Genomic DNA, 22,740 nt, shown 5'->3' with positions numbered 1-22,740 from the left:
ACGCCAATGTGCCAATACCGCTCAGAGCCGCTCCACCAACACCGCTGCCGCCTGTTCCGACAACACCAGCACCAGCTTCATGGTCGCGCGCGTGGCGCCAACGAACAGCCGTCGGATCTCCGCATCACCCAAGACATCGAAGTCAATCTCGGTCAACACCACAGCCGGCGCCGACTGTCCCTTGAATCGATGAATCGATTCGGCCAGCACATCGCCCTCGGAAAACAGCGGTTGCCCATGATCGTCGTAGCTGCCGGAAAACTTGCGCAACGTATGCGGCCCCAGGCGGTCGAAGCCCAGCACGCGCGAACTGCCCCGGCCGCGAAAACTCAGCAGCGCCACGTCGCCCTTGCGAAAGCCGGCGACATAGCACAGCCGAATGCCTTCCTTGACCTGTTCAAGCATCCCAGCGTTGTCGCGATAGACCAGGAACTCGATCTCGGCGCCGGCCACCGGCGCGGCCGCGTCGATCTTCACGTCAGGCGGCACAATCGCCTGCAGCAGCCTGACCACCGGCCGCGGACTCCGGAAATTGCTGCTGGCACGCATGCGGACCCAGCCCGGCAGTTCCACCGGCGGATGACCATACAGGTTCTGCAGCGGGTCTTCCAGCCACAGTACGCTCGCGTCAGGCCTGGCGTGCCGCAGCACCATATCTCGCCACTGCGGCGCGAAATCCTGCCCCTCGTCAACAATGACAGTGTCGAACAGGAAATCCGGCGGCACCTCAAGCGCCTGTGCTTGCGCCACCAGGGTGTCGAACGCATCGGCCCTCGTGAAGTCAGGCGTCGCCCCGGCATGCCGGATCATCTGGTCGCACAGCATGTGGAAGGTGCAAACCGCCCCCCCTGCCGGTGCGATGCTCGCGAAATGGTCGGACAATGGACGGTTGAAGCAGATGTACAAGGGCCGCTTGCAGCCATCGATGGCTGCCCGATATTCGGCGAGCGCAAGCTGTGTCTTGCCGGAACCTGCCGTGCCGGTCACGCGCAGGCGGAACGGCTCGATGTCGAGCTGGCGCGCCCAGTGTGCCAATCCGCCCGAAACGCGCGTGACCTGCGCACGGGCCTGCCCCACCAGCGCGCTAGCATCGCCCTCCAACTGGATGACATCACAAAGGAAGCGGTCCATCCGCTCGGCCAGCGGATCCGGCACTGCCTCCGGCAAGATGTCCTGGATCACCCGGCACAGCGCCTCGCTCCGGCCCGCATCGACGATCCGTTCGGCCGTGATGCCTGCGGCCAGCGGCGCCTTGACGTGATGATCGGGGCAGAACAGCAAATGCTCGATGATCAGCGGCCTGCCATTGAGTGCGCGGCTCAACTTGCCACGCATGCCATCGGCCGTGCGTGCCATCTGCGCCGGCACGGACTTGATCTTTCCGCCGTAGTTCTTGGCCAGGCCGTCGGCGGTTTCCATAAGCACACCACACTTCTGCTCGATCAGCATCAGGTGGCCGGCGCGGTTCATGACCACGAAATCAATTTCGCCATAGATGGCATGGGACCGCTCGACGTTGGTCCAGTGAACCGTGTGATAGACCGAATAGCCCTCCGGCAAGCCGGCCGAGAGTACCGCCAGTGTCTCGAATTCACGCCGCATGGGGCCATCGGCCTCCATGGTTTCCCACCCGTCAGGCACGACACGCGCCATTGCTAGACCCCTTGATTGCTGTGGAATGCGGAGCATACCCGAGGTGCATGAAGCGGGCCAAGCACGGCACATCTCCAAACCCGGACCATTCTGCGCATGTCATGCGCAGATGCCGATAAACAATCGCAATGCCGTGATCGTTGGATGCCGACGCAAGGACAGCAGATCGATGCAGCGCGGCGGCGCCCCCTCTAGCGTAGGGCGCCGCCACGCTAAAGAACCCCGGCAGTCCGCCGTCAAACGTAAACGAAGCGCCAGCCTTGTCCTCTCAATGCTGAAGCCAGCCATTCCACCCAATCCCCCATCGGAACCTCATGTTCAACGCCCAGAAGACTGTCCTGGCCATCGCCCCTGCCCTCGCCCAATTGCTGCCGCGATATGAACAATCGACGGCGTGGCTCGACGAGGCCGTCGCGCAAACCAATCACTTCGTCGTACCGGTGCCGCTGGTTGGCGCATTCAGCTCGGGCAAGTCGTCGCTGCTCAATGCCTATCTGGGAACGCCCTACTTTGCCACCAGCCTGGACCCGGAAACCGCGGTGCCGGCGGAGATTGAATTCGCCGAACAGGAGTCGATCCACGGCTGCCTGCGCAATGGCAGACGCATCCCGCTGACCCACGACGCGCTGCGTGACAACGCCGTCCAGGAACTCACGGACGGTGGGTGGGTTCACCTGCGCACACCGGCGCCCCGGCTCGCGGCCGTGCCGCATCTGCGGCTCGTGGACTTGCCGGGATGGGATTCCGGGCTGAAGGAGCATGAACAGGCCATCGACGGTTACGCCGCGCGCAGCCTGGCGTATGTGGTGGTGGTCAGCGCCGACGAAGGCAACCTCCGCAGTTCGATCCGGAACGCCCTGCTGGAACTGAAGGTGCACCAGCGTCCCGTGGCCGTGGTGATCAGCAAGAGCGACAAGAAGGCGCCGGAGGACGTGCAGGCAGTGGCCGATACCGTGGTCAGGGAAGTCACCCAGGCCATCGGCAAGGCGCCGGTCGGCGTGGCCATCGCCTCGGCGCGCAAGCGTGAAGTGGAGGCATTCGCCAGCGTCCTTGCCACGCTGGAAGGCAACGCGGAGGCGTTGTACGTGGAAAGCGTGGGCCAGCCGTTGGCCACGCAACTGCTGGGCTTCCACAGCTACCTGCAGACCCGCATCAGCGCCGCGAACTGGTCAGGCGACGACATCGCCGCGAGGCTTGCGCAGCAGGCACGCGAGCTGGAGGCGTTCGACCGCAAGTTCCGGCAGGAAACCGACATGTTCGACCGGCGCGCGATGGCCGCCGCCGATCGCATCGTGCAGCAGGTATCCGCCGCGCTGGCGGCCAATGCTGACGCCCTGGCGGCACAGGTCTGCGCCGGCGCGAACGTGTCCGGGCAACTGGGCAGCATCATCCGGCTGGCGGTGACCCAGGGCTACCATGAACTCTTCCTGCCCGAGCTGAAGCGCTACTGCACCGACGTGGAGCATGCCTTGCCGGAGCATATCGTCGCCGGCATGCGCATGCCGGATGGTCCCGCCGGCGGATTGTTCGACGATCTGGGCTCGCTGGCCACGCTCGCACCCGTGGTGCTGCCGCTGCTGACGATGATCCCGGTCATCGGCCCGATCATCGCACCGGCCATGAAGTTCATCCTGCCCCTGATCTCGGTGGTGACCGGTGGCGCCATGCGCAACGCGCTGGAAGCGCAGCGCCGCGAAGCCGTCATGCTGAAGCTTGTGAACGAAGTCTTCCGGGACGCCGCCGCGCGCACGCGCGAGGGCATCATCCCGCCGCTGCGCAAGATGGTGGAGGAGGCCAAGACCGCGATCGAGAAAACGGTTGCCCAGCAGCGCGATATCCAGGTGAAGGCGCTGGAACAGGCGCGCGCGGACCAGAGCCGCCAGCAAGCCGAGTTCGAGGCTGTGCGCGAACAGCTCCGTGCGGACGCCACCACCACCCGGGCCATGCTCAAGGATCTGGGAGTCAACGTTGACTGAGCCACTGCTGCCCGAGCCATCCGACGCGGACCTGGCCGCCAGCCGCCTGCGGCTGCTCAGCACCTGCCTGCGCGGCGACGCCGTGCCCGAACAGGTCGGCACGCTGTTGGCCGAGCTGCACGCCATCGTGCACGAGGAATTGCCGGCCCTGTACCGGCAGGGAAGCCCCGCTGACATCGTCGATCTGCATGGCGAAGTGGTGGGGGCCATCGAAGCCTTGCGCCAGTCCTGCAACCTGCCCGTGACCGGCGGCAAGTGGATCGTGGGCTTTGGCGGTGCGTTCAGCGCCGGCAAGTCCACCCTCATCAACGCCCTGCTCGGCGCGCCGCTGCTGCCCGCTGAACTGGACCCCACCACGTCGATCGCCACCTACATCACGCATGGCGAGACCGACGACGTACTGGCCCTGAACGTGCTTGGGCAGCGGGTCAGGCTCTCCGACGACGATCTGCGCAGCATCAGCCACGACGAACTGCGCGTGCACGGCAGCGAAGTGGGCCACCTACTTCGGACGGCCGTCGTCGTGCGCAACGGCTTTCCGTGGCACCACCTGGCGCTTGCGGACACGCCCGGCTACTCCAAGCCCGAGCACCCCGACGGCGACCCCACCGATGCCGACCGCGCGCGCGACGCGCTGAATGCGGTGCACAGCATCGTCTGGGTGGTCTCGGCGGACAACGGCGTCATCAGCGACAGCGACCTGAAGTTCCTGTCCACGCTGAGCGCGGCCATCCCGAAGGTGGTGGCGGTATCGCGCGCGGACCGCAAGTCCCCAGAGGATATCAAGCAGATCGTGGCGCTCATCCGCCGCACGCTGGCCGAGCGCAATATCGGCGTGCTCGACGTCGTGCCCGTGAGCCGCCGGCGTTCGGCCGGCTACCCGCTGACCCCGCTCACAGACCTGTTCGATGCCTGGTCCCGCCAGCGGCCGGCACCGCCTTGCCCGCGCACCGTCAAGCTCGCCTTGCGGCCCTACGCCCGGTACATCGATGGCGAACTGGTGCGCGCGCACGAGCACATGGGTGCCACCAATCGCGCGCTGGCCATGCTGCCGGCCGATGACGGCGCCATCGCCACCCTGGAGGCCATCAACGCGCAGGCCCGTGCCGACATGGACCGGCTGAAGGCCATGCTCACCTCACTGGCGGCGCTGACCCGGCGACTCTTCCATGTGCTGGAGAACCTCGGCGATGCCATGAGCACGCCGATGCCCGAGCCGTCCGAGCTGGACCTGCTGGGGCCGAAGCGCCTGGCGCTGATTGCCAATCTGTCCGCCATCTTCCAGCGCCGCGCCGCCGGCGCCGGCGCCGATGAGGCGGATGGCACCACCGATACGGCCGCACTCGCCGCGGTGACGGCCGATCCGGCATCCGGCACCGTCGTCGGCAACAACCGTCATGCGGCCATCTGGCAAACGCTCAACGACCTGCCCGACGTGTGCAACGCCGCGCCCCTGCTGCGCCGCCATCTCAGCCTGGCCTGGCTCGACTCCCTGAATCACGCTGACTCATGAACGCCCCACTCTCACCGGCCCGCATCCTGCGATACCTCGACGACGTCAAGCTGCTCACGCATCCGCTGCCCGCGCATTACGCCCGGACCCAGGACGAAGCGGTGCGCGATGCCTACGCGCGCCTGCTGGCCGTGGTTCTGCTCTGCGAGCCGGTCATTGCCGAATCGCGACAGCGGCTGTTCCGGATGCTGCTCGAATCGCTCGACGTGGCCGAACAGGAGGGCGAAATCCTGGCCGCGGCACAGGACATCGACCGCCCCTTCCTGCGCGATTGCGCCGACATGTTCGTTGAAGCCGGCCTGGCGCGCAGCTTCATGACCGACGCCGCCATCCTGCTGCGCGTGGCGGGCACGCTCTCGTACGGGCAACAGACGCTGCTGTCCGAACTGGCGCACATCTTCCGGCTGAAGGCGGCCGAACTGCGCACCGTGGCCGATATTGCCGCCACTGTGTTGGGGCGGCCGGCGGACGAGAAGACGTTCGAATCGATCGAGGTCCAGGAATTTGTCGTCTGGAAGGAATTCCTTGGCACGGAACTCACCGCGGAGAGGCTCGCCGTCGGCCTGACCGGCGGCGTCTGGCGCATCTCCGGCACCATCGAGATGACTTGCAACTGGTCGATACAAGACAGCACGCTGCTGTTCCTGCGTGACGGGCGCATCCTGACCACGGCGGATGCCAAGCACCGCCCGGATGCGTCGATCCGCAACACCACGCTCGATGCGCCCGTCTTTGTCTTCGACCAGGTCAATGCCTTCGAGCTAAGGGATTGCGACGTCACGGGCCATTATCTGGAAGCCGACCAACGGACCGCGATGACCTTCGAGCATTCGACCGAGGTACGGATCATCAACTGTTCGCTCACAACTATCGATGCACGCGCCCTGTGGCTGACCCATTCTTCCGTACAGATTCAGAAGTGCCACTTCCATGAATGCGGCAATGCCTCAATGCCGGGTGGCGCCATCGCGGTGAAACGATTGAAGGATACCCGCGAACGGTACCTCACGCTTCGGAATGGCGCCGAATTCAAAGTCTCACACTCCCGATTCGTTGATTGCACGGCCTCGCTGGGCGGCGCGATTCGTGCCGACGGGCTCTACGATGCCATCCACAACTGCAAGCTCGAGAACTGCTCCAGTACGCGCCTGGACGAGGAATTGCAGCATGTTGGCGTGTTCGCCGACTATGCCGGATCGGCATCGTTCAGCGAATCCACGTTCCGTGACGCCGGCATTCGCATGGGCGACTGCGGCCACGCGGGGAGCTTTACCAGCATCGCCATTAGCTGCCGCTTCAAGTCGTCAGATGTGCTCTACCACGAGAAGGGCCAGCACGTGACAGTCCTGCACCAGTGCACACTGGATGACAGCCGCTCCGTCAACAGCGCGATGAACGCCGAAGACTGGTGGTTCGAATACTAAGACGCCCAACCCTATCTATGCCGACCTCCGCATTGAACCAGCAACTGGACAGCCTACGCACTCGCATCGACGGCGCCGTGCACGCGCTGCATCCCTGGCACACCCAATTCCCCGACGAGATCGACGCGTTCGCCGAACTGCTCAAGGACCTGGAAAGCCGGCGCCACAAGCTCTCCGCCGACGCGCGCCTGAGCATCGGCATCATGGGCCAGGTGAAGGCCGGCAAGAGCAGCTTCCTGAACGCCCTGCTTTTCCAGGGCAAGCCGGTGCTGCCCGAGGCGGCCACCCCCAAGACCGCGAACCTGACCAAGATCACCTGGGGTCCGCGTCCCGTGCTGACCGTCACGTTCTACACGTCCGAGGAATGGGCGCAGATCGAGCACGCAGCGGCCAGCCAGGGCGACGGCGCGGAGGCACGTGTCGCGCGCGAACTGGTGGCCATGGCGCAGGCCAACGGCATCGCCATCGCCGCGACGCTCAAGAAGGGACGGCACGTGGTGGAGGCCGACAGCATCGAAGACCTGATCGACCGCATGAACGCCTACGTTGGCGAGGACGGCCAGTACACGCCGCTGGTGCAGATGACCGAGCTGACGCTGCCCGATGACGACCTGAAAGGGTACGAGATCGTGGATACGCCCGGCATGAACGATCCGGTGCCGAGCCGCACCGACAAGACGCGCCAGTTCATGGCTACCTGCGACGTGGTCATGTTCCTGTCGCGCTGCAGCCAGTTCCTTGACCAGTCCGACATGGAACTGCTCGGCCGCCAGTTGCCCACCAAGGGTGTGCGGCGCATGACGCTGATTGCCGGCCAGATGGACGGCGCCATCATCGACGACGGCTTTAACCGCCGCTCGCTGGCCGAGACCGAGCGCAATATCCGCAACCGGCTCACGGCGCGCGCAGAGAAGGAAATGGGCGGGATCGCCGCGAGGCAGAACGAGGAACTGGCGGCGATCTATCGCGGCCTGCAGGCGCCGGTCTTCTCCAGCACCTATGCGCACCTCTTCGCCACCTGGCCGGAGGCGGCATGGCGCGCGCGTGGCGGCATGGCCGCGGCGTACAACGCCATCGAGGAGATCGCCACCGATCAGTGGGGCACGCCGCCACCGTCGCAGGACGACTGGACGCGCATCGCCAACTTCGCGGCGATCCGCGACGAATACGATGCGGCACGCCGCGACAAGGATGCACTGATCGACAAGGCCCGCCGCAACCTCGTACGGGACCTGCAGAAGCGCCTCGATGACTGCTTCGCTGCCCTGCGGCAAGCGGCGAACGAGCACACGATGGACCTGGAGTCCGGCGACCTCGAAGCCGCGCGCGGTCAGCAACAGGCCTGCGAGAAGGCCATCGCCAACGTCGCCAGCAAGCTTGTCGGCATTTTCGAGCGGACCAGCGATGAGGCGCGTGCCGCCTGCGAAAGCATGGGCAAGGCACTGCGGAGCGAGATCCGACGCTACAGCAAGCTCGACAAGCGCTCGGGCACCGAGACCGAGACCCGCTCGCGCACGATCAGTACGTCGGTCTGGTACAAGCCCTGGACCTGGGGCGACGAGAAGACGGTGTATGACATCGTCACCCACAGCTACGAGTACCTTGCCACGGCCGACGCGATCGAGCGCCTGGGCGAATTCGCCGACAACAACACCGAGAACCTCAACGCACAGTTCGCCGCGGTGGTATCAACGGACAAGTTGCGCGCGGAACTGCACAAGGCGTTGCTGAAGTCGCTCGATACGTCGAGCAAGGACTTCGATCCCCGGCTGCTGCAGGAGGTGCTGCCCAAGGCGCTGGACAAGATCAAGCTGCCGTCCTTGTCGTTCCGGCTTGGCGACGTGCGACGCAGCATCAGTTCTCGGTTCAGCAGCGAAGCGCGTGACGACCAGATGGCGGCGCTGCAGGAAGCCGTCAGGGAGTCGCTGGCCGATATCGCCGGGCGCATGCTGGAAGAGGTCAACCAGAAAGTGGACGCCCTGTGCGACGCCCTGGCCGACACGCAACGGAACCTTTCCGCAACCATGACGAAGGCGCTCAAGCTGCGGCTGGACCGGCTGGAAGCGGCCCTGGCCGAAAAGGAAATGGAGCAGCAGCTCGTGGCGAAGCTGATCGACACGATCGAACAGCTCGGCGACGATCGGCTCGGTGACGCGCCCACCGCCAAGGCGGCCTGATCGCCCGCCCTGTCCCGCCTAGCGGGAGAGGCTGCCTCAACGGGGACGCGACGCTACGCCGCGCCCCGGTTGGCGATCCCGAACGGGATATGCACCATCGGGATGTCGCCAGCAGCCGAGCGCAGGTGGCTGACCTGGTCGTCGAAATAGATATGCGGCCGCATGGTGTCCAGGATCCGCGCCTTCTCCATGCCACCCAGCAGGAACGCTTGGTCGGGGGTCACGCCCCAGCTCTTCAGCGTGGTGATCATCCGTTCGTGCGCGGGCGCGCTACGGGCGGTCACGATCGACATGCGCAGGACCTTGCGGTAGGCGGGGTCCTTGCTCAGCCGGTCTTCCTCCAGCCGGCGCAGCGCATCGAGCTGGCGGAACAGGTTCGCGAGCAGGCCCGGGCGATGCGGGATCTCGCGACGGTTTAGTTCGTGCGCCTGGAATTCCTCCACGTCGTTGTTGAGCTTGAACACAGTCTCCGATTCATCGTCGGCAATCACGCCATCGAAGTCGAACGCCACGCGCAGTTCCATGTCGAGCGCATCGTCGAAGACCTTCGACGGCAACACCAGCCCGGCCGGATAGTTGGCATCGATGGCATCGCGCACGTCGCGCTCGTTGGCGGTCAGGAACAGCGAAGCGTTGAACGCCGGGATATACCGGTGCGGTGGCCCGCCCGCCGTGAACGCCGCGCGCGAGATGTCGAGCCCGTAGTGCGCGATCGACCGGAAGATCCGCAGTCCCGTTTCGGGCGAATTGCGCGACAGCAGCACCACCTCGACGGGCAGATCGTCCGGGAAAGCACGGTTGATATCGAGCAGCCGCCGGATGAACGGGAACGCCACCCCTTTCGCGCACGGCACATCGAGGTGGCTCTCCTGATACGCCCGGTACGCTTCCACGCCCTGCCCGCGGTAGATCTCGTCCGACTCGGACAGATCGAACAGCGCGCTGGAGGCCACACCGACCACCAGCTTGTTTTCAATCGGATACGGCATGCTCCACTTCCTTCCTACTGTTTGGCGTGACTGGGGTGGGTGGTAATGCCGGCGCCGTGGCGGTGGGGAGTGCCAGGTCCACCGACAGCCACTGCAGCAGCGGCGCCGGCAACTCGGGCGCCAGCGTGGCGTCGGCAACCTCGTCGTCGCCGTCGATTTCCCGTACGCGGCCGTCCTCGGCCTCTGGATCTTCCTCGTCCGTCGCCACATCGAAATCCGGCTTGCCCAGCAGCACCTGGAACCGTTGCGCGCGGGCCAGCAGCACGTTGTACTGAAAGCGCTCGTAGGTCTGCTCCTGGAACGGGATGCCGATCCGGACTTTGATGCCTCTCTCCTCCCCCAGGCTGCCCACACGATCGACGCGGCCGATACGCTGTTCGAGCTTGGCCGGATTCCACGGCAGATCGTGGTGGATCACTTCGGCGCACTCACGATGCAGGTCGATGCCCTCGCTGCCGATCGACGTACAGATCAGCACGTCCGGCGCCAGCGGCGAGTTGAAGGCCGCGCATAGCGCGATACGCCGCTCGGCATCGGTGTCGCCCGACAGCGTCTGCACCGCCAGATCATCATCGGTCACCAGTGCGTCGCCCTCTTCATCGTTCACGCCCTGACGCGACGCCCGGATATTGACGCCCCGCCACAAGCTGCGGCGTTGCGTGTTGGTGGTGGCGTGTGGATTGATGCTGCCGTTGGCGTCGCACAGCGCCTGCATGAAGCGGCACACCCGGCGCCACGGCGACTCCCCCTGGCCCCGATTGCGCCGGATGCCGTCATGTACGATCGCCGCGATCTCCGTGATCTCCGATGCCGTGCCACCGGACCAGCCCGCGTCCGCCAGATAGCCGCGGAACAGGTCGGGACGCAGCACGACCTTGCGCACGCCGCGCTGCAGCGCGACCACCGTGTCATAGAACGCGGTTGCCGTGTCGGCCGGGGCGGCTGGGTCTTTCGGGTCGGCCGCGGCCTGCAGCATCGCCGACTCGCTGTCCAGCAGCCCCAAAACCATCGCGGCGAATTCCGCCGCATCATCCGCCTCCCAGACATTGGTGACGTCACCGAACCACGTCGCGGCATGCTTCATCGCCTCGTCGTGGATCGCTTGCGCACCGGCCTGCGCTTCCGCCCTGGTGCCGCCGAAGATCGATTGCCAGAGCGCGCGGTCCTTCACCGATGCTTTACGGCAGGCCGCGCACAGCGCCTCAAAGTGCCGCGCAAGATGCCCCGCCTCAGCGGGCGAGCCATCCAGTCTGGCCAGGGCGAGGATGTCCATGAGCCGGTGCACACGGCGGGCGGTCGGGTTGAGGCCAATGCGCGCGAGGGTTTCGATGGCGAACGTGGCGGCTTCGGGCCGCAATGTCTCGATCCGGGCGCGCAGCCCGACATGCCGTCCGCTGGCCAGCCACGCCAGCCGGGTCAACCGCAGGTCCGCCACTTCCGCATGTTCGAGGAAGTCCTTGCGGGCCTGCACGGGATCGCTCCCGCGCCGCGCACCGGCAGGCACCGATTCCATAGCCTGACGCATACCGGTCTGAATTTCCTCCAGCGTGTCCACCCGCTCGCAGAAGATCAGTGTCTTGCGGCCGTTATGGTAGTTCTCCAGCGCGCGCCGCACGGTGGCGCCCACTTTCGGATGCGCGTGATGCTGCATGGCCTTGCCGAACATCCCGACATAGCCACGCGTGACCACATCGGCGCCGCGCGGAAGCGCCCGGCGGCCGTGTACGCTCTTTTGGTATGCCGCCACGCTCGACGTCAGCCCGCCCATCAGGTGCGCGCTCGCCTGGCTGTCGATGCCACGGATCTGCTGGTCCATGCGCATGGCCAAGTAGTGGATGAACGCATCGTCGCCATCGGCCATGCCAATCACGCCATACAACGCCGTCTTCTGCTGCGGCAACACATCGACGCGGAAATCCACCCCGGCATGGAACGCGCGATGGCCGCGCGGCTTGACGTGGCGGATCACGATCTGGCGCTGGATCGCTACCAGCTTGTCCACGGCTTTCCGGTACACCAGGGCGGCCTGGCAGAACGCGGCGAGCGCGGGATCGGTGGTGGGGTGCTCGGCCAGTGCCGACAACCGTGCCTCAACCGCCGCGACGTCGGCGCCCGCCAGGGCGGTGTGCAGCGCCTGCACGGCATGGCCCGACGCCGCCAGTTCAGTCCAACACCTGGCGAAGCTCGCATTTGCGGCAAGACACTGGCTCACGGCTTCGCCCTGTGACGCCAGTACCTGCTGCGTACGCCCGGACGGATCGGCGGCATGCGCGAAGACGCGCAGCATCTCGTTTTCGGCAAGCTGGAACGGCGTGGCGGACATCAGCAGCTTGCGCGGAATGGCCGGTGCGAAGATCTTCTTGAATTCACCACCGCCGTTCTTGCCATCCTTCCAGTTGTGCGCTTCGTCAATGACCGCCAGTTTGATGCCCGACTCCTTGAGCTTCCTGCTGATGACCGCATCGGTCAGCGTCCTCAGGAACGCCTTCATGCGGCCGGCCTCGGGCGCGTCCTTGAGCGAACGCCATTCCGCCTGCAGCGCGTCGTCGTCCTGCATCACGGCTGCAATGCAACCCTTGGTACGGTAAAGGTCAGCCGCGGCCAGCGCCCGGACCGAGTCATGCGTGGCGTCGTCGAGAATGACGTTCCCCGCCTTCCTCAATGCCCTGACAAAGGCCTTGCGCGTTGGCTCGTGCAGTCCGGATAGCAATACGCCCACCACGAAGGTGTAGAACTCCAGCGACTGCTGCTGGTTGTAGTTTGGGCGCCGCAGCGACGACATGCCGACGATCAGCACATCGGGCACATGTTCGTTCTGTTTGTCCGTGAACTTCCGGAAGGCTTCCGCGAGCCAGCGAAACGCCCACGCGGCGACCTGGGGATCCTGGTCGGATAGCTGGGCTACCCGTTGACGCAGCAATGGCTCCTGCCCCGCCTTGAGCGTATCGAGGTAGCTCCACCAGGCCGCGCTGGAGAAGTCCGAAGCAAACGCCCTCGCCTCCGGCGCATGCGGGTCAAACGATATGTCCAGATTGAACCGTGTACGGCTTCCCACCAGCTTCACGCGCCGGCACCATTCCCAGAACGACGCCACGATACCGCCGCGCAGCCGCTCCGTGACCCGACCCACCGGATCGGCATCGTAGTCGTGCAGGTTGGCCACGAGCTGCCAGTAATCCGTGATGACCAGCGGCCGTAGCGGCGCCTTCGCGCCGGACTTGCTTCCCATGTAGCGGTCGCCAAAGCTGCGCAACTCCTGCTCCCACTTCGAGCGCAGCACCGCGCTGGACGGTGTGACCAGCAATGCGCGCCCTGCACGTCCGGGCCGGCCACGGAGCATGGCGCCGATCATCGCCATGGCTACATAGGTCTTGCCCATGCCTACCTCGTCGGCCAGCAACTGGGTATCGAACCCGTTGCCAAAGCGCTCGATGAACGCATACGCCGTATTGCGCTGGCGGGTCCAGTCGTTCTGGAACTTGCTTTCCACCTTTTCGTGGCCCACCTTTTCGCGGATCACGTTATCGAAATCGGATCGGTTCATTATCGGATCTGTGCGTGGCAGAAGGTCAGGTACTCGTTGACGACAGGGTCCCGGTGACGCCGCGGCAGACGCTTCCGCATGTTCGCCGTCGAGGTACCCGCGCGACCGTCGATATCCATCAGGCGGCGCGTGAACAAGGCCAGTTCGCCAAGCTTGAAGATGGCATCGCGCGTCAGGCCGTCGCCATCGGCTTCCTGCGCGATGACGTCCGCGAACGCCGCCAGCGGCTGCGTGATCTCGTCGCGCCAGCGCTGGTCGATCTCGGCCGCCGGGCCCTTCCGGCAGGTGTTCGCACGTTTGCGGAACGTCGCCTCGATGCTCGCGAACAGGCTCAGGTAGCGCTGCATGCGGATCACCGGATTCTCCTCACGCTGCGCGTGCGCGGCGAGGGCCGGATCTTCATCGGCTGGCGGCGCATCGCCCGGCAGGTATTCGCCCAGATCGCGATCCGGCATGCGCTCCACGCCCAGTTGCTGCAGCATCCAGTCTTCCGCGCGCGGATAGATGAACAGTTCGCGTTGCTCGAATAACGCCGCACTGTGGCGGAAAGGCAGGTAGAAGACCGTGGCCGGGTCCGAGAGGGGCCGGAAGCACAGATTGCGGCCGCCCAACAGGCAGGACGCCAGTTCGGCGCGTTGCAGCGGCTGCGAGCGTCCCGCCTTGACGCTGAGCGGGAACTTTCCCCATAGGATCCGGTAGTGGGACAGTTCCTCTTGCCGCCCCTCCGCCGTCCGGATCACAAAGTGCATTTTCTCCGGATCGTCGCTGGCACAGAGTTCGATACCGAGTACGCAATCCGGATAACCGGCGCCATCCACATAGGCGTCGTCGTCATCGTCGGGCGGCGTCTCGGCCGGATGCTGCGCCGGCAGATCGGCGTAACGGTCGGTGGCTGCCGCGCCCAGGTTGCGCTGCAACTGCGCGAGCAACGCATCGGGGTCAGCGCACATCGTCCGCGTGAAGCCCAGTTCGTGATTGCCCCCGGTCCAGGCCTTGCGCGTGAAGTTTCCGCTGCCGAGGTAGACCAGCGCGTCGCTGCCGCGCATCAGGATCAGGATCTTGGCGTGCAGCTTGCGGGTGATGACATGGTCGGAGATGTCGAACGTCTGGTTTGCCTGCGCGATATGCTGCCGCTCCTCGTCGGAGATCTGGTCCGGAATCAGGAACAGCCGCCTGCGCCCGACGCCGTTGAAATGCCGCTGGCAAAGATAGTTCGCGACGATGCTGTCGGTGATGACATCGATAGCGGCCAGGCGCGGAAACGCCCGTGCCAGATCCTCGGAAACCGTGTGCGCTGCAATGTCCCGGTCGAAGAACGGCGACACCACGATGACACGATCGGGCTCCGCATCGTCGCCATAGGCGGCGCGCCAGCGTGCGCGCAACGACTCCAGCCCGGTCTTGTCGTCGTAGCCCTGATGGAGCAGGCGCGCGTCGCCGGCGTCTGGCCGGCCCTGCCATGCGGACAAACGCTCATCCAGCTTCGCGATGACCGCTTCCAGCGGCGCAGAAGCGAACGCCGAGCAGGTCTCGCTGCGCAGCACCGCCAGGAAGTCGGCCAGCACGGGGCGATCCTGCAGTTCCTTGCCGGACCAGCGGAACGTGTCGAAGACCTCGCGATTGGCGAACAGGCCCGAGGCCGTGAAGTTCATCGAGCCCAGCGCCAGATGTACATGGTCGCGCGTGACAATCAGGTACGCCTTGGCGTGGTGGCAACTGTAGGCAGCCGTGCGCACCGGCAGCAACTCCATAAAATGCGGCAGTCGCATGGCCTCGCGCGTCTTCCTTGCGTCATAGAGGACGATCGGCACCAGCTTCGCGATGCTGGCGAGATGCGAGATGCGTGGTTCAAACGTCCTGCCCATGTGTTCCAGGGCGCTCAGGTTCAGCATCTGCTGATCGTCGAATTCATAGGTGAGGACGACAATGTGTTCGACGGGATCCTTGCCCACGGCGTCGAAGATGCCCCCGAAGTAGTCGCGCAGCGTTTCTGTGTTGCGCTTCATGCCTGCACCTCCTGTTTGCCGTCCGCCCAGTCGTGCCAGCGACGGCACTTGTCGAAATGCCAGTCGCGGCGGTAGCGCGACTGCAGCCGGTCCAGGCACTCCGTCATGTCCCCGACACCGGCAATGTCGTCCAGCGCATCCTGCATGGTCTTGGGCTCGACCCTGCCGCTCACGAGGAACTTGTCGTGATCGACTATGGCAGAGGTTCCCTTCGCGCTCTGGTGCTCCTTGTGATGGTCGATGATGCAGCGCTTCAGGGCCGCGTAGGTGGGCTTGCCACGGGCAATCGACATGAAGAGGTTGCGTGCGTCGTGAAAACGGCTGCCGGCACGCACGTAATCCTGCGCGGTGTCCACGACCAGCGCCGCGAACGCGTCAGGCTCCGACGGACCCGCGTCGGCAAACTTGTCACCGAGTTCCAGCGCGGCAAGGTGAAGCTCGAACACGAACTGCGTGGCGGCCGCCAGCCGCTCGAAACGGTACATCGCGCCCAGCTCGGGAATCAGTTCCGGATAGAACGCCTCAAGCTTCGGGAACACCTGACGGTACGATGCCGCGTCCTGGGCCTGCGCGGGCATCAGCGACGGATCCAGTGGCCGCCGCCACAGTACCGCGGTGTCCGGCACGCGCCGGCACCAGTCGTCGATCACGTCCTGCCACGTCTGGCGCTCCCGCGCCGACGCCTCGGCCTGAATGCCGAATGACCGCCCGATCTCGCCCACCTGCTCCATCGTGATGACCTCGTCGCGCGTCCATGCCTGGAGTTGCTCGTCCAAGGTTGGTCCGGAGCGGCGGCGGCCGGCGAACCCCTCGCCCAATGCGCGGCCGTGCCGCGATACGTTGCGGCCCGACTTGTCGGTCAGGTTCCAGCGCATGGCCACGCTCGAATAGTGGCCCAGCGTGCCATACGACAGCCGCGCGAAGATCGGATGGCGTGCTGGAATCTTGCCGAGCCGAATGTCGTCGCCGCACAGTTCACGGTACTTCGTGACATTGATGATCGACGTTTCGACACTGGCATTGCCAATCCCCCACAGCAACTCCAGCTCCCGGAAATCGCGCGCGAACTTTGCCTGGTTCGGGCGGTCCTGCAGTTGCAAGAGGAAGCAGCACAAGGCGCTCAGGTACGCGGGGTGCAACGTCAGCACAGTGAATTGCGGAAAAAGCAGGTCTTGCAGCGCGCCACCCGGCCGCCGGAACCCGAGCGGATCGGTAGCCTGCGCGGCACGCTCGAGCACAACGTATTCAGTGAATCTCATGCTTCCGTTCTCTTCTTTTCCTTCTTATTACCGGCGCGGCACGGGCCGTGCCGGCGCCCGATGCCAGCGGCCGTCACACGCCGCAAGGCAACACCTCGACCACCCGCCCCGACGTGACCAGCACGATCAAGCCGCGCGACGCACCGGACATGGTCAGGTACTGGCCTACCTGGGCGCGGTAGTGTTCGAGCGTTTCCGCCGTCGGCCTAACATCGCTCTTCCAGTCCACCACCACTTGCGGCGTGCCATCGCCGGAAAAGGCGACGGCGTCGACGATGCCCCCGGTGGCAAACTCGCCCGCCTCCGAAATCCGCGCGGACCACAGCGCGTATTCCGGCACCAGCTCGCCGCGAAGCGCAGCGATCTCCGGGAGGGCCAGCGTGCGGGACACGCACGCGGCGATCTCGGCCGCCGACACGCCCCGTGCGGGATCCTCGTGCGACACCATGCCAAGCATGCCGATCAGCGTCTCGGCCCGCTCGACAAGCGCCGCGTCGCCCTCGCCCACTTCGCCGTTCAGTACCTCTTCCAGTAGCTTGTGGATCAGCAAGCCCCGTTCGCGGCCGCCCTGCACGGCAGCCGCGCCAACACCCGGTGCGGCATCGTCGAGGCGCGTTCCGACTTCGGTGGACGACACGGCAACAAGCAACGGCGAGGCGCCAGACACTGCATCGCCTTCATCACGGCTGGGGGCAAGCCAGGACAAGCTTCGCTGTGCCCGGGCGATCCGCTCCGCCTGCTGCGCAAACTGCTCGCGCGACTGCGTGCCGGCCATGGGTGTCGGCTCGATTCCAGGTTGCTCCGGCAGATGCGAGACGTCCAACGCCGGCAGCGCATGCAGGGGGAAGCGCGGCAGGACCATCCAGGCATCGTCGCGCAGATCGGCATCGAGCCGGGGCAGCACCAGACGGTCGCGCGCACGGGTTGCGGCCACGTACCACAGGCGGATCCGTTCGCGCGCCACTTCCTCCTGCTCGGCATCGCGCGCTGCGTCCAGGCCGACCGGTTCCAGGCCGAACACCGGACAGCAGATATATCCGGTGGCCCGATCGATCAGGGTGCTGTCGGCCGCGCGGGTGAGCGTCATCGTATTGATCGGTACCACGATGGGCCATTCGAGCCCCTTTGCGGCATGCATCGTGTACAACGCCACAGCTTCTTCCTGCGCATCGGGGCGTCCTTCCGGCGCTCTCGATTCATCCGTCCATGCCGCCGTCATGGCCAGCGCGAACGCGCGCAGGCCACGCACGGCATAGGCGCGCGCCATGCTCAGATACAGGTCGACGTTGGCGAGTGCACGTTCGGCCCGCCCGCGATGGCGCAGCGTCAGCAACGGTCGCACACGCAAGACGTCCACCCCCTGCGCAAGCAGATGGTGCGGCGTGGTGGTATTCGCCATGCGGCGCAGCGTTTGCAGCTTCTGCAGGATGTCCCGCGCATGGGGATCCGCGATGTGCTGTGGGTCGGTACTGACGGTGAGTCGCGCAATCGTGTCAGGCGCAGCGTCGCCACGCGGCAGCCCATCGACGATGTCGAGCAGTGCCTCTTCGGTAAGACCGACCAACGGTCCACGCAGCAAGGCGCCCAGCGCGAGAGTATCGGCGGGATCGGCCAGTACCCGGGTCAGCGCAATCAGGTCCTGGATTTCCTGACGGCGATACAGACCCTTACCGGCCTGCGTGGCCACCGGCACACCCCGGCGCTCGAGTGCTTCCTCGTAACGCCAAAGCTCGCTGCCGGTGGGCGCCAACAGGGCGATGTCGCCCGGGCGGCACGGACGTTGCCGGCCCGTCTTGCGGTCGGTCAGCAGCTCGCTGCCGATCAGCCGCGCGCACAGATCCGCCACAGCCTCGGCCTCCGCGTCGCGCAGGTGCTCGGCAGCAGCGTCCGCGGGCACCGGCACGTCGAGCGCCACGACGCACGGCGCATCGTCCGCGGCCGCATGGTACGGTTCGAGCGCCGTAAACCCGGGCTGCCCGTATTCGGCGGACAGCAGCGTCGCGAAACGCTCGTTGACGTAGTGCAGGATGGGCGCCTGCGAACGGAAATTCGTGGAAATCGTCAGCACGCTTTCCGGGTCTTGCGCCGCAAAGGCGCCGCGCGCCCGCACATAGGCGGCCACGTCGGCGCCCCGGAACCGGTAGATGGCCTGCTTGGGATCGCCGACCAGGAACAACGCGCCGGGTCGAATGCGGTACCGGGCCCAGTCGTCCACATCGGCCCCGCCCACGGGATCGCCGCACAGACGCCAGAAGATCTCCGACTGGAGCGGATCGGTGTCCTGGAACTCGTCGACCAGTACATGCGTGTAGCGCCTGGCCAGTGCTTGCCGGACCGGCTCATGGTGGCGAAGCAGGTCCCGCGCCGCATGAATGAGATCGTCGAAATCCAGCAGTCCCGCCTCGCGCTTGTAGGCGCGAAAGCGCGCGGTCACCGGCTGCAGCAGCGTTACGACCTGCTCCAGCACATGGCTGGCCACTTGCTGCATGAATGCCTCCCAGGCCGCGCAACAAAGGCGGTAGTGCTCGGACGCCTGGTCGTGCAAGCGCTCGCCATCGGCCTTGGCTAGACCGGCGAGCCTGGCCGACGCCAGCCACTTGCCCTTCTTTCTGTAGGCCAGGAACGTGCCAGCCGTCGTCAGCAGGACGGGATCGGCGCGCACGAACACCAGTTCCGCCAACTGCGCCGGGCCAATGGCCGCCAGCAGCGGACGCAGCGTGGCGGCCATGCCGGACATCGCCACCGAGCAGGCAGCCGTTTCCGGCTCCGCTGTGCTGGTGCAGTCGCGCATGAATGCCGCGAAGGCCTCGCTGGCCTCGATGAACTGGGCTCCACGTGGCGCCAGCGGCTTGCCTTGCCGGGCCGAGGCGTGGCGGTTGTGTCGCAGCAGTCCCAGCACCCGCTGCACGAGCGCGATGGTCTGCTCCGGATCGCGCAACGCCAGCTCGGCGAGCAGGCTCTGATTGACCGCCAGCGCTTCACGCAGCCAGCCATCGGCAATCTCCTGGAACGCCAGCTCACCCTCATCGCGGTCGACCAGCGTGGCGCCGGGATCGATATCCGATTCCACGGGATAGGGCTTGATCAGGCGCTGGCAGAAGCCGTGGATCGTCGAGCACGTCATCTCGTCGATGGCCAGATTCGCGCTCACCAAGTTGCGCTGCTGCACCGGGTCAAGCCCATTCGGCAATGCCGCATGCAGCTCGGCCGGCGGCTGGTCGGGATGCGCCACCAGCATGGTCACGAACTCGCGCACGCGGACCAGCAGCTCGCTGGCGGCCAGTTCCGTGAATGTGACGGCCGCTATCTGCCTGGGCAGCACACCGCCAGCCAGCAGCATCACGATACGGCCGGCCATGACGGCGGTCTTGCCCGACCCTGCTCCGGCTTCCACCAGCAGCGATCGGTCGTGCGCGGCGATCGCCATGCGGCGCGCTGCATTGTCGGTAAGCATCTTCTTCATGGCGGAGCTCATTTTGCGTCCCATACCTGGGCGGCAGCGCCCAAGCGTTCCAGTACGGCTGCCTGTTTGCGGCGCAGGTAGGTGGCCGAGGCATTCGCGGGCAGTGCAAAGCGCAGATCGTCATAGTCGCTGCCCGTATCGGCCCCCGCGACCAACGCGCCGCCCAGCAGGCTCTGCTGCGCGGTACGCAGGTGGCAGGTCACCTCGTCCAGCGTCTGGACGGGATCCACCAGCGGCAGCGCCAGATCCTCGCGCGGAAACAGCAGTGCCGCATGGATATCGATCTCGGTGCCGAGCAGCGCCCGGACCGCGAACGCGTACAGGCAGCGCTGCAGTTCTTTGCCACCGCGCAGGCGGTCATCCGGCTTGATCGGGCGCCCGGTCTTGTAGTCGGTGACCGCGGCCAGACGACCGTCGCGCGAGATGTCGATCCGGTCGATATACCCCTTGATTCGGATGCCCGTGCCGGGAATTTCCACGGGATCGTCGGTGTTCCACGGCGCAGCATGCAAGCTGGAGCGCGGCGCACTGCCACCGAACGGCACTTCAGCATAGGCCTGCGCGTCGGCCAGCCGTGGATCGCGATGCCGCAGGGCGCGCGATGCGAGCGTGCGTGCATCGTCCAGCGTACGGCTCCAGATGACGGCGGGCGGCACGGGCGTCTCCGCCTCCCATTGGGCGGAAGCCTCAATCGTAGCGTCGCGCACGGCCGCATCGATGGCCGCCGGGCTGGCCGACGCCAGACCGCCCCGCGCTTCCAGACGCTGTACCGCGAGATCGAGTACCAGGTGCACTAGGTTACCCAGGCTGAGCGCATCGAGCACGATCGGTTCGCTGCCGCTTTGCGGGGTGCGCCAGCCAAAGATGTACTGCCACGCGAAACCCAGCGGGTTGCGCAACAGCCGGCTCAACGAACTGGCCGACTGCGTACGCGCCAGCGCGGCAGCGACAATCGGATGATCGGGCCGCACCAGCCCATCGTGGGCGGTCAGCGAGGTACCGTGCCAGTGCTGCCAGCATTGCACCGCGGCGCGCGCCTGCGGCAGCGCCGCGAACTCGTCGGTACGCGACAACAGCCGGTCCGTCTCACTGAAGGCGTGTGCCATCGCACCATGCCGGCGCAGCCAGACTTCCTCGGGCATGTCGTGCAGCAACGGGCTGCGTCCCAGCAGTCGCCCTTCGGCATCGCGCCGCGCTCGGGACAGCACCACCTGGTCCGGCGTGGTGGCAACAATGATCTGGAAGTCGCGTCGGTCCGCCGCACTGACTGGCAGCGGATCCAGTTCCGCGGACGGCACGATATGGTCGGCCAGCAACCGGTCTTCGCTGACGCCGCGCGGCCAGCGCGATGAGTTCAGTCCCAGCAGCCGTACGAAGCGGCGGGGCGAGGCCGCCAACGACGCGGCCGGCATCCATGCGACGTGCGCACACGCCTCCAGCCCGTCGTCCTGCTTGAGGGTACCGAGCGTGACGTCGACCGCGGCGGCCGGGCCGGCCAGCAGCGCGCGCCGCCAGATGGCCAGCGGGCGGCCCCGCAGCAGCACCTCGCCAGCTTCGCGCGCCGGCTGCACGCCCTGCCCCAGCAGGTCTAGCGCGCGGCGCAATGCAGCCCCATGGTCTTGCGCGTCGGGCCAGTCCTCCACGCGCATGCGCGAAAGCCAGCGGTCCCACGCCGCGGCTGACGTCATGGGTGCTTCGGCCGGCAGCAATCGCGTCCAGCCCGATGGCAGGCCGCCGAGCAAGCCGCTGCCGCCCGCGCACAACCGCGCCAGCCGGCGCATGCGTACCTGCGACAGACCACGCACCAGGATGTCGGCCAGCGCGGCCGCGGCTTGGCCATCGCGGCTGGCCAGCACCGATACGCCGTGAACAAAGTGCAGATCGAGATTGGCGTCTGCACGCAGCGCAAGGAAGTCGTCGTCATACTCGGCCGGCGATACCGCTGCGATGGCAATCTCCTCGGGGCGCGCGCGCCCGCTGGCCATCAGGTCCCGGGCCCAGCGCATGGCCTCGATGACCTCATGTTGCGCGGTGGCCGCGCTGCAAACGCTGATCGCCGGTGTCGTTGGCGGTGCCGTCGTCACATTGCCGCTCGCCAGCTCCAACCAGTTCGGCACCGGACGCGGCCCGGCCACCCAGCGCAGTTCCAGCCGATGCTCAAGCGCCATGAGCATCGGGCGCCAGCAAGGAGCGATGTCCGCCATGCCGACGCATGTGATGGCACCAAACAACGCGGGGGCCATGTCGATGCGTTGCATGGCCGCCTGAATCAGCGCGGGAAGGCATGGCGTGGCTGCGGGCAAGGCGTCGCGCACGGCGGACTCCAACCGCGCGATTGCCGCCAGCCGCGGGTGTTCATGCGCGCGCGCCTGCAAATCGATGCCCGCGCGCCAGACCTTGCGCAGGGTGTCCGCCGCCGCGCCCGCCAGGCCGGGCAGCATCTTGATCTGTTCGAGTTCGCCTAGGTCCGTCCGAGGCAGCACCGCCTGCAAGGCTTGCAGCAGCGTGTCATCGTCCAGCGGCAGGAAGAATCCGCCGGCCAGCCGCGCCGCGAGCTGCTCGATGTCGAGCACCTGCTCGCCGTTGCGCCGGTTGCGCGCCGCGTCCAGGCGCAAGTGCCGCATGGCCAGACGGCCTTGCGTGATGATCGTGTGTCGATGACCTGCCGCCATGCCTTTCATCCTTTTTTTTTCGGTGCCCGGCGCAACGCGCCACATGTCACCCGATTGCCAACCG

At 66.2% G+C, this 22,740-nt stretch carries 11 protein-coding genes; 4 read left to right on the top strand and 7 right to left on the bottom strand.

Going from position 1 to position 22,740, the window contains the following annotated elements; all coding sequences use genetic code 11:
- Nucleotides 1-21 precede the first annotated feature (21 nt).
- Nucleotides 22-1,653 (bottom strand): ATP-binding domain-containing protein, encoded by a 1,632-nt coding sequence (locus tag LDO29_RS11295; RefSeq protein ID WP_224079868.1) that lies wholly within the window; start codon nucleotides 1,651-1,653, stop codon nucleotides 22-24.
- A 314-nt stretch (nucleotides 1,654-1,967) separates the two neighbouring features.
- Between LDO29_RS11295 and LDO29_RS11290 the strand changes: the two genes are divergently transcribed.
- From LDO29_RS11290 to LDO29_RS11275, 4 genes are read left to right on the top strand one after another with little or no spacing between them, the layout of a single operon-like run.
- Complete coding sequence (locus tag LDO29_RS11290; protein ID WP_224079867.1) at nucleotides 1,968-3,629, top strand: dynamin family protein; 1,662 nt, start codon at nucleotides 1,968-1,970, stop codon at nucleotides 3,627-3,629.
- Entirely contained in the window at nucleotides 3,622-5,142 is a 1,521-nt protein-coding gene (locus tag LDO29_RS11285; protein ID WP_224079866.1) for a dynamin family protein, read from the top strand. The genes LDO29_RS11290 and LDO29_RS11285 overlap by 8 nt, the downstream gene beginning before the upstream one ends.
- Entirely contained in the window at nucleotides 5,139-6,566 is a 1,428-nt protein-coding gene (locus LDO29_RS11280) for a right-handed parallel beta-helix repeat-containing protein (protein WP_224079865.1), read from the top strand. The genes LDO29_RS11285 and LDO29_RS11280 overlap by 4 nt, the downstream gene beginning before the upstream one ends.
- Before the next feature lie 32 nt (nucleotides 6,567-6,598).
- Nucleotides 6,599-8,743: a dynamin family protein gene (locus tag LDO29_RS11275; RefSeq protein WP_224079864.1), complete on the top strand. Its 2,145-nt coding sequence runs from the start codon at nucleotides 6,599-6,601 to the stop codon at nucleotides 8,741-8,743.
- Nucleotides 8,744-8,796: 53 nt separating this feature from the next.
- Here the strand turns inward: LDO29_RS11275 and LDO29_RS11270 are convergent, their stop codons facing one another.
- The 6 genes from LDO29_RS11270 to LDO29_RS11245 all read right to left on the bottom strand — a co-directional run bounded on the left by LDO29_RS11270 (nucleotide 8,797) and on the right by LDO29_RS11245 (nucleotide 22,676).
- A complete protein-coding gene (locus LDO29_RS11270; RefSeq protein ID WP_224079863.1) occupies nucleotides 8,797-9,732 on the bottom strand; it encodes a 5'-nucleotidase in 936 nt (311 codons plus the stop codon).
- A complete protein-coding gene (locus tag LDO29_RS11265; RefSeq protein WP_224079862.1) occupies nucleotides 9,716-13,276 on the bottom strand; it encodes a helicase-related protein in 3,561 nt (1,186 codons plus the stop codon). Before LDO29_RS11265 ends, LDO29_RS11270 begins: the two co-directional genes overlap by 17 nt.
- Entirely contained in the window at nucleotides 13,276-15,282 is a 2,007-nt protein-coding gene (locus LDO29_RS11260) for a phospholipase D-like domain-containing protein (RefSeq protein ID WP_224079861.1), read from the bottom strand. Before LDO29_RS11260 ends, LDO29_RS11265 begins: the two co-directional genes overlap by 1 nt.
- The gene (locus LDO29_RS11255; protein ID WP_224079860.1) at nucleotides 15,279-16,541 is read right to left on the bottom strand and encodes a hypothetical protein; all 1,263 of its coding nucleotides are present in this window, start codon (nucleotides 16,539-16,541) and stop codon (nucleotides 15,279-15,281) included. Before LDO29_RS11255 ends, LDO29_RS11260 begins: the two co-directional genes overlap by 4 nt.
- Nucleotides 16,542-16,614: 73 nt before the next feature.
- Nucleotides 16,615-20,004 carry a UvrD-helicase domain-containing protein gene (locus LDO29_RS11250; protein ID WP_224079859.1) on the bottom strand — a complete coding sequence of 1,130 codons (3,390 nt, stop codon included), beginning with the start codon at nucleotides 20,002-20,004 and terminating at the stop codon, nucleotides 16,615-16,617.
- A gap of 8 nt (nucleotides 20,005-20,012) precedes the next feature.
- The gene (locus tag LDO29_RS11245) at nucleotides 20,013-22,676 is read right to left on the bottom strand and encodes a PD-(D/E)XK nuclease family protein (RefSeq protein ID WP_224079858.1); all 2,664 of its coding nucleotides are present in this window, start codon (nucleotides 22,674-22,676) and stop codon (nucleotides 20,013-20,015) included.
- Between the last annotated feature and the right edge of the window lie 64 nt (nucleotides 22,677-22,740).

The organism is Cupriavidus laharis (assembly GCF_914271435.1).
In the GTDB taxonomy this organism is placed as follows: domain Bacteria; phylum Pseudomonadota; class Gammaproteobacteria; order Burkholderiales; family Burkholderiaceae; genus Cupriavidus; species Cupriavidus laharis.
Note: the sequence above shows the minus strand (reverse complement) of the source record. Positions and strands in the feature narration are given on the sequence as shown.